The sequence below is a fragment of the Streptomyces sp. SID8352 genome (assembly GCF_009862265.1).
Lineage (GTDB): Bacteria > Actinomycetota > Actinomycetes > Streptomycetales > Streptomycetaceae > Streptomyces.
In genome coordinates this window covers 1-8,827 of sequence record NZ_WWGX01000014.1, presented here as the reverse complement: position 1 = coordinate 8,827, position 8,827 = coordinate 1, and the positions used below count along the sequence as shown (strand labels likewise).

At 73.6% G+C, this 8,827-nt stretch carries 6 protein-coding genes; 2 read left to right on the top strand and 4 right to left on the bottom strand.

The window, feature by feature from the left end:
* Positions 1–551 precede the first annotated feature (551 nt).
* The 3 genes from GTY84_RS04675 to GTY84_RS04665 form a co-directional block, all read right to left on the bottom strand.
* Positions 552–1,349 carry a helix-turn-helix transcriptional regulator gene (locus GTY84_RS04675; RefSeq protein ID WP_161224816.1) on the bottom strand — a complete coding sequence of 266 codons (798 nt, stop codon included), beginning with the start codon at positions 1,347–1,349 and terminating at the stop codon, positions 552–554.
* 99 nt (positions 1,350–1,448) lie between these two features.
* Positions 1,449–2,135, bottom strand: a complete 687-nt coding sequence (locus GTY84_RS04670; protein WP_161224815.1) for a response regulator — start codon at positions 2,133–2,135, stop codon at positions 1,449–1,451.
* Positions 2,132–3,805 (bottom strand): sensor histidine kinase, encoded by a 1,674-nt coding sequence (locus GTY84_RS04665; RefSeq protein ID WP_161224814.1) that lies wholly within the window; start codon positions 3,803–3,805, stop codon positions 2,132–2,134. The genes GTY84_RS04670 and GTY84_RS04665 overlap by 4 nt, the downstream gene beginning before the upstream one ends.
* Before the next feature lie 153 nt (positions 3,806–3,958).
* Here GTY84_RS04665 and GTY84_RS04660 point away from each other — a divergent pair, with 153 nt between their 5' ends.
* Positions 3,959–5,443 (top strand): cation:dicarboxylase symporter family transporter, encoded by a 1,485-nt coding sequence (locus tag GTY84_RS04660; RefSeq protein WP_161224813.1) that lies wholly within the window; start codon positions 3,959–3,961, stop codon positions 5,441–5,443.
* A gap of 261 nt (positions 5,444–5,704) precedes the next feature.
* Positions 5,705–7,987, top strand: coding sequence for an AAA family ATPase (locus GTY84_RS04655; protein ID WP_161224812.1), 2,283 nt, complete (start codon positions 5,705–5,707; stop codon positions 7,985–7,987).
* 156 nt (positions 7,988–8,143) lie between these two features.
* Here the strand turns inward: GTY84_RS04655 and GTY84_RS04650 are convergent.
* The coding region (locus GTY84_RS04650) for an alpha-glucosidase C-terminal domain-containing protein (RefSeq protein WP_161224811.1) at positions 8,144–8,827 on the bottom strand (684 nt) is incomplete at its 5' end.

Sequence of the window (8,827 nt, the reverse complement as noted above, 5' to 3'; positions counted from 1 at the left end):
TCCCGTGCGTGAGCAACGCTCCCGTGCGTGAGCAACGCTCCCGTGCGTGAGCAACGCTCCCGTGCGTGAGCAACGCTCCCGTGCGTGAGCAACGCCCCCACGCGTGAGCAGCGTCTCCATGCATGAGCAAGCCCCCATACGCGAACACTGTTCGGTGTCTCGGTGTCTCGGTGTCTCGGTGTCTCGGTGTCTCGGTGTCTCGGTGCCTCGGGGTGCGGGTGCGCGGGGTGCGGGGGAGTCTCGGGGTTCGAGGGTGCGCGGGAGTGCGTGGGAGTGCGTGGGAGTGCGGGGGCGCGGGGGTGCGGGTGCGTGGGAGTGCGGGAGTGGGGGTGCGTGGGGGTGCGGGGGGAGTCTCGGGTTTGAGAGTGCGCCGGAGTGCGGGTGCGCGGGGGAGTCTCGGGGCTCGCGGGTTCGCGGCGGTGCGGGTGCGCGGGTGCCTCGGGGTCCGCGGCTTCGCGGCGGTGCCGGGTGCTTGGGTGTGCGGGGCGCTTGGGTGTGCGGGCTGGTTGGATGTGCGTGGCGCCTTGGGTGTGCGTGGGGGATGCGGTGGGTCAGGGGTGGTGGTCGACCGCTGCCCAGAAGTGCTCCACGATCCGGTCGAGGAAATCGCGTGCCGCGGTGTCTTCGCCGGTACCTGTTGCGGCTCCACTCCCGTCCGCGTGAGGAGCGGTGCCACCGTGGGGGTGACCGTCTCGCCGGGGGCCGTGCCCGGGGTGGGGACCGGAGTGGGGAGCGGGGGCGGCGGTCAGGTGGGACCGGTAGTCGCGGTGCAGGACCTGGAGGACGTTCTCCAGGACCCGCCGGTCCACCGGCACCAGCTTGGCGATCGGGCGGACGCCGCCCTGCCAGCGGGTGGTGACGGCGCTGTGCAGCAGTTCGGCGAGGCGTTCCTCGCGGCCCATGACGGTCACCAGGCAGGACGTCTCCAGGCCGAGCACCTCGGCGAGGGCGGCCGACTGGCGGTCAGTGCCGCGCCACTCGCCGGCCTCTTCCATCCGCAGATAGGCGGAGAGGCCGAGGCCGACGGCGCGTGCCACGTCCTCCGGTTCCAGGCCGTGGGCGAGCCGGTGCTCCCGCAGGGTGCGGGGATGGCCGGTCAGTTCCTCCGGCGAGCACCACAGCACGCCCGCGAGCGCGGTCAGTTCCGGGGTCTCGGGGGAGGCGGTGCCCCGTTCCCAGGCGATGACGCGCTCGGGCGTCACGTGGGGCAGCCCGTACGACACCCGCATGCCGTGGGCGACGTGCTCGGGCCCCATGCCGAGACCGGCACGAAGCCGACGGGCGGCCAGGGCGTTGAACGGAAGTCCGGACCGGCCGGACGGAGCTGTGGGTCGGCGCACGGCCCTCACCGTAGGCGCACCGGGCGCAGTTGACCACAGGCTGTTCAACTGGGGAGACGGATCGTAGGAAGCTATGGTCCGGTCCGTGGACCTCCGTTCACCCGGGGGTCACCGGGCGGGCGTCCAGCGGTAGACGAGTTCCGGGCGCCCGACGTGACCGTACTGGGGGCTGCGGGCGGCCCGTCCGGTGGTGACGAGGTGCTCCAGATAACGGCGGGCGGTGATGCGGGAGATCCCGGCGGCCTCCCCGAGGCCGGTGGCGGTCAGACCGTCGGGGGCGCCGCGCAGGGCGGTGGTCACCCGTTCCAGGGTGGGGGCGCTGAGTCCCTTGGGCAGGGCCGCCGGGGCGGGGACGCGCAGCGCGGCGAGGGCCCGGTCGACCTCCTCCTGGCAGCCGGCCTCCCCGGCGGCGGCCCGGAACTCCGCGTAGCGCACCAGCCGGTCGCGCAGGGTGGCGAAGGTGAACGGCTTCAGGACGTACTGGACCACACCCAGCGACACGCCCTCCCTGACGACGGCCAGGTCGCGGGCCGAGGTCACCGCTATGACGTCCGCGTGGTGCCCGGCGGCACGCAGGGACCGTGCCAGCCGCAGACCGTGGACGTCGGGCAGGTGCAGATCGAGGAGGAGCAGGTCCACCGGTTCGCGTTCCAGCACCCGGCGCGCCTCCGCCCCCGTGCGGGCGGTGCCCACCGCCGTGAACCCCGGGATCCGGGAGACGTACAGGACATGGGCGTCGGCGGCGACGGGGTCGTCCTCGACGACCAGGACCCGGATGGGTCGTTCGTCGGTCATCCGGCGCTCCCGCCCGGTGCGTCGAGGTCACGGGGGGCATCGGGGCCGTCGGGGATCTCGGCGGCGGGCAGGGGGAGGCGGGCCTCGAAGTGGGCGCCGTCGTCGGACGACGTCACCGTCAGGGAGCCGCCGTGGCGCCGTACCGCCTGGCGGACCAGGGCCAGGCCCAGCCCCCGGCCCCGGCCGCCGGGAGCGGACGGTTTCGTGGAGAAGCCCCGTCGGAACAGCAGTTCCGTGCGGGCGGGGTCGACGCCGGGGCCGGTGTCGGACACCCGGAGGACCAGTTCCGCCGGGCCGTTCGGGGTGGTGTCCGTGTAGGCGGCCACCGTCACCCGGGGGTCGGGCGCGCCCCGCGCCGCGTCCACGGCGTTGTCGATCAGGTTGCCGAGGACGGTGACCAGGTCCCGGGGCGGCAGGGTGCGGGGCAGGAGCCCGTCGTCGAGTCGGCCGCGGGGGGAGACGACGAGTTCGACGCCGTGCTCGTTGGCCTGTGCCGTCTTGCCCAGCAGCAGGGCCGCCAGGACGGGTTCGCCGACCGCGGCGACGACCTGGTCGGTGAGGGCCTGGGCGAGCTCCAGTTCGGCGGTGGCGAACTCCACCGCCTCCCGGGGACGGCCCAGTTCGATGAGCGAGACGACGGTGTGCAGCCGGTTGGCGGCCTCGTGCGCCTGGGAGCGCAGTGCCTGGACGAAGCCGCGTTCGGAGTCCAGTTCGCCCATGAGCGACTGGAGTTCGGTCACGTCCCGTAAGGTCACCACCGTGCCGCGGCGCTCGCCGCCGGAGACCGGTGAGGTGTTGACGACCAGCACCCGGTCCGCGGTGAGGTGCACCTCGTCGGTGCGGGGCTCCGGGGAGAGCAGCGCGTCGGTGAGCGGCGCGGGCAGCCCGAGTTCCGCGACGGGGGTGCCCACCGTGTCGGCGTGGAGCCCGAGGAGTTCCCGGCCGCCGTCGTTGACCAGGGCGACGCGGTACCGCCCGTCCAGCATGAGCAGCCCCTCCCGTACGGCGTGCAGCGCCGCCTGATGGTAGTCGTGCATCCGGCTGAGCTGGTCGGCGTTCATGCCGTGGGTGTGCCGCCGCAGCCGGGAGTTGACCACATGGGTGCCGACGGCGCCGAGCAGCAGGGCCGCCCCCGCGACCCGGAGCAGGGTGGTGAGTTCGGCGCGCGCGAGCCTGCTGATCTCCTCCACCCGGATGCCGGCGCTGACCAGTCCGACGACCCGGCCGTCGTCCTCGACGGGCACCACGGCGCGCACCGACGGCCCGAGGGTTCCGGTGTAGGTCTCGGTGAACGCCCGGCCGTCGCGCGCGGGGGCGGTGTGGCCGCGGAAGGGGCGGCCGATCTGCCCGGGGTCGGGATGGGTCCAGCGGATGCCGTCCGGGTCCATGACCGTCACGAAGTCGACCCCGGTGTCCCGGGTGACCCGCAGCGCGTACGGCTGAAGCCGTGCCGTCGGATCGTCCGTGCGGATCGCCTCCAGGACGGAGGGCGAGTCGGCCACGGCCGAGGCCACGGCCCGGGCCTGCCGTCCGGCCGCGGCCTCGGCCTGCCCCTGGTCGTGGAGATGGGCGAACAGCGCGTATCCGGCGACGACGACGGCGAGCAGCACGGCTTGCACGGCGAAGAGCTGCCCCGCGAGGCTGCGGGGGCGGGGGACGGTCAGCGGCATGACCGTCAGTGTGACCGGTCGGCGTCCGTGAACTAAATGAACGCAAGGGTGACCGCGTCCCGCGGGTCCGGGACAGTCGGCGCATCCCCGTTCCCCGCCCGGCGCGGACGCGGACGGGGTGATGCCGACGACGTCATCGAGGAGGGGGCCGACGTGACCAGCGCTGCCGGTACGGCACCCGCCGCGCCACGGCCCCGTCCGGACCGCACGCGCCGGGACCGCACCCGCTACCTCTATCCGGCGGTGATCGCCGCGGTGGCCGCCGGTGTCGCGGTGGGGCTGCTCGCGCCGGGGTTCGCGGTGGAGCTGAAGCCGGTCGGCACGGGCTTCGTCAACCTGATCAGGATGATGATCCCGCCGGTGATCTTCTGCACCATCGTGCTGGGCGTCGGTTCGGTCCGCAGGGCCGCCAGGGTGGGTGCGGTCGGCGGGATCGCGCTGGCGTACTTCCTGGTGATGTCGCTGGTGGCGCTCTCCGTCGGGCTGCTGGTCGGCAACCTCCTGGGGCCGGGTGCGGAGCCGGCCGTCACGGACGCGGTGAGGGCGGCGGGGCAGGCCCAGATCGACGGCGGGGCGAAGGACACGACGGGGTTCCTGCTCGGTGTCGTGCCGGCCACGATGGTCTCCGCCTTCACCGAGGGGGAAGTGCTCCAGACGCTGCTGGTCGCTCTGCTCTGCGGTTTCGCCCTGCAGGCGATGGGTCCGGCGGGGCTGCCGGTGCTGCGCGGTGTGGAGCACGTGCAGCGGCTGGTATTCCGCGTGCTGGCGATGATCATGTGGGCGGCGCCGGTCGGGGCGTTCGGCGCGATGGCCGCCGTCACCGGGTCGGCGGGGCCCGACGCGCTCAGGAGCCTGGCGATGCTGGTGCTGGTCTTCTACCTCACCTGCGCGCTGTTCGCGGTGGTGGTGCTGGGGGCGCTGCTGCGCGTGGTCGCCGGGGTCAGTGTGATCGCGCTGTTCCGCTACCTGGGGCGGGAGTTCCTGCTGATCCTGTCCACCTCGTCGTCGGAGTCGGCGCTGCCGCGGCTGATCGCGAAGATGGAGCACCTGGGGGTGAGCAGGCCGGTGGTCGGCATCACCGTTCCGACGGGCTACTCCTTCAACCTGGACGGCACCATGATCTACATGACCATGGCGTCGCTGTTCATCGCGGACGCGACGGGGACCCCGTTGGCGCTGGGTGAGCAGATCCCGCTGCTGCTGTTCCTGCTGGTGGCGTCGAAGGGGGCGGCCGGGGTGACGGGGGCGGGGCTGGCGACGCTGGCGGGCGGCCTCCAGTCGCACCGGCCCGCTCTGGTGGACGGCGTCGGCCTGATCGTGGGCATCGACCGGTTCATGAGCGAGGCCCGTGCGCTGACCAACTTCGCGGGCAACGCCGTGGCGACGGTGCTGGTCGGCACGTGGACCCGGGAGATCGACCGGGACCGGGCGGACGAGGTGCTCGCGGGCCGGATCCCGTTCGACGAGACGACCCTCCTCGACGACGCCCACGGGAGCGGCGCCGACGGGCGCGCGCCGGGTGCGGGCGGCGTCGCGGACGGCACCGGGCCGCCCCGGCAGGGGGACGGTCCGGACGGCGGGAGGAACGGGAGGACGGACACCGGGAGCGGCGCCGGGAAGGAGCGGTTCCCGATGTGATCCCGGTGCCATGAAGCCCCGGGCGGCTCGGACCCCCCCCGTTACGCGCCGCCCGGTCCGGGCCCGCCCGTGTCTCCCCCGGCACGGGCGGGCCCTCTTCTTCCTCCGGGCACCGGAGCGCGCCCCGCCGGATCACCACCGCCCGGACCGGGACACAAAAAATCCCCTGGGCAATGGCGCCCGGGGGATTTCACGGCGTATATTCGATGGCTCATGACTTCACGCGAAAGAAGTCACGGAGAAGTCCTTCGAGTGCAGCCTATGCGAGCGGGAGTGGAATTGTCAAACACCGAGGAGCCGGACGAGGAATTGCGGCAGGAGCAGGAATTCGTCGACGGACTGTACGCACGCGTGGACGCCCTGCGCGCTGACGCCGAGACCTCCGTCACGGACGCGCTGGCCCAGGGCAGCACGCCCATGCAGGCCCGGCTGGAACGGGACATCCTGGTCACGGAGCGCTCCGGGCTGCTGGCCGCGCTGAACGCCGTGGACGGCTCGCTCTGCTTCGGCCGGATCGACCTCGCCTCCGGCGCGGCCCACCACATCGGCCGCATCGGGCTGCGCGCCGCCGACGCCGACCGCACCCCGGTGCTGATCGACTGGCGGGCCGAGGTCGCCCGGCCGTTCTACCTGGCCACCGGCCACACCCCGATGGGCCTGCGCCGCCGCCGGCACATCACCAGCGAGGGCCGCCGGGTGACGGCGCTGCACGACGAGATCCTCGACCTCGGCGACCGGACGCGCACCGGACACGAGGACCCCAGCGGCGACGCGGTGCTGCTGGCCGCGCTGGACTCGGCGCGCACCGGCCGCATGGGCGACATCGTGCGGACCATCCAGGCGGACCAGGACCGCATCATCCGGGCCCCGCACCGCGGTGTCCTCGTCGTCGAGGGCGGCCCCGGCACCGGCAAGACGGCGGTGGCCCTGCACCGGGCCGCCTACCTCCTCTACGAGCACCGGGAGTTGCTGGCGCGGCGCGCCGTGCTCGTCGTCGGCCCCAACCCGGCCTTCCTCGGCTACATCGGGGAGGTGCTGCCCTCCCTCGGGGAGACGGGGGTGCTGCTGGCCACCGTGGGCGAGTTGTTCCCCGGGGTGCGGGCCACGGGGACGGACACGCCGGAGGCGGCGGCGGTCAAGGGCGGAGCCGCCATGGCGGACGTCCTCGCGGCGGCGGTCCGGGCCCGGCAGGCGCTGCCCGACCCGGTCGTGGCGATCGAGCACGACCGCGAGGTGCTGATGCTCGACGACGACCTGGTCCGGGTCGCCCGCGACCGCGCCCGCGCCGCGAAGCTGCCGCACAACGCGGCCCGGGAGTACTTCGAGGGCCATGTCCTGAACACCCTGACCGACATGGTCGCGGAGCGGATCGGCACCGACCCCTACGACGGGGCCGGCCTGCTCGACGCCGCCGACATCACCCAGATCCGTGACGACCTCGCGGAGAACCCGGAGGTCCGGGCCGCCGTCGACCGGCTCTGGCCCCGGCTGACGCCGCAGCGGCTGGTCGCGGATCTGCTGGCGGCGCCGGAGGGGTTCCTGTCCGCCGAGGACGCCGCCGCCGTGCGTCGCCCGGTCACCCGGCACTGGACCGCGGCGGACGTGCCGCTGCTGGACGAGGCGGCCGAACTGCTCGGCGTGGACGACCGGATCGCCCGCGACCGGGCCGACCGCGAGCGCCGCGAGCAGATCGCCTACGCGCAGGGCGTCCTGGACGTGTCGTACGCGTCGCGGACGTACGAGTTCGAGGACGTGGACGACGAGGACGCCGAGGTGCTGCTGGCGCACGACATCATCGACGCCGAGCGGTTCGCGGAACGCCAGGAGGAGGAGGACCACCGCAGCGCCGCCGAACGCGCGGCGGCCGACCGCACCTGGGCGTTCGGGCACATCATCGTGGACGAGGCGCAGGAGCTGTCCCCGATGGCCTGGCGGCTGCTGATGCGGCGCTGCCCGACGCGTTCGATGACCCTGGTGGGCGATCCGGCGCAGACCGCGGAGGCGGCGGGGGTCGGCTCGTGGGCGGAGATCCTGGCGCCCTATGTCGGCGACCGCTGGAAGCACACCCGTCTGGCCGTCAACTACCGCACTCCGGCCGAGGTGATGGAGCTGGCGGCGGCCGTGGTCCGGGCCGGGGACCCGGGGTTCGTCCCGCCCGCCTCGGTGCGTTCCACGGGGGTAAGGCCGTGGGTCCGCGCCGCCCGGGACCTGCCGGCGGCCGTGGCAGCGGCGGTCCGGGAGCTGACCCCGGACGAGGGCCGGCTCGCGGTGATCGCGCCGCGTGAGCTGCACGGGGCGCTGGCGGCCCGGCTGGACGGGGTGACGGCGGGCGCCGAGCCGGATCTGACGCGACGGGTCGTGCTGCTGGACCCGCGCCAGTCCAAGGGTCTGGAGTTCGACTCGGTGCTGGTCGTCGAGCCGGCCCGCTACGGCACCAGCGACCTCTACGTCGCCCTCACCCGGGCCACCCAGCACCTCGGCGTCCTGCACACGGGTGAGCTGCCGGAGGGTCTCGCCGGGGAGGGGCCCGTCCGGGAGGAGTGACCCGGGGCCGGGCGTGCCCGGCCGGAACCGGAACAGGGACCGGTCCGGCGCGGGCTCCCCGCGGCAGGGGCGCGCCGACCGGTGCGCCCGGTGCCAGGGCCTCTCGTTTGGATCATGCCGGGCTCGCGGGGTCCGGCCCGATCCGAACGAAAGACCCTAGCTGGGCTCCTCCCGGAGGCGGAACCAGTAGAAGCCGTGGCCCGCGAGGGTCAGCAGGTACGGCAGCTCACCGACGACGGGGAAGCGGACGCCGCCGAGGAGTTCGACCGGGCGACGGCCCCGGAAGGCACCGAGATCGACCTCCGTGGGTTGGGCGGAGCGGGAGAAGTTGTGGACGCAGAGGACGAGGTCGTCGTCGTGGTGGCGGAGGAAGGCGAGGACGGCGGGGTTGGTGGAGGGGAGTTCGGTGTAGGTGCCGAGGCCGAAGGCGGGGTTCTGTCTGCGGATTTCGATCATGCGGCGGGTCCAGTGGAGCAGGGAGGAGGGGGAGGCCATGGCGGCTTCGACGTTGGTGACCTGGTAGCCGTGGACGGGGTCCATGATCGTGGGGAGGCAGAGGCGGCCGGGGTCGCAGGAGGAGAATCCGGCGTTGCGGTCGGGGGTCCATTGCATGGGGGTGCGGACGGCGTCGCGGTCGCCGAGCCAGATGTTGTCGCCCATGCCGATNTCGTCGCCGTAGTAGAGGATCGGTGAGCCGGGGAGGGAGAGGAGGAGGGCGGTGAAGAGCTGGATCTGGTTGCGGTCGTTGTCGAGGAGGGGGGCGAGGCGGCGGCGGATGCCGATGTTGGCGCGCATGCGGGGGTCTTTGGCGTATTCCGCGTACATGTAGTCGCGTTCTTC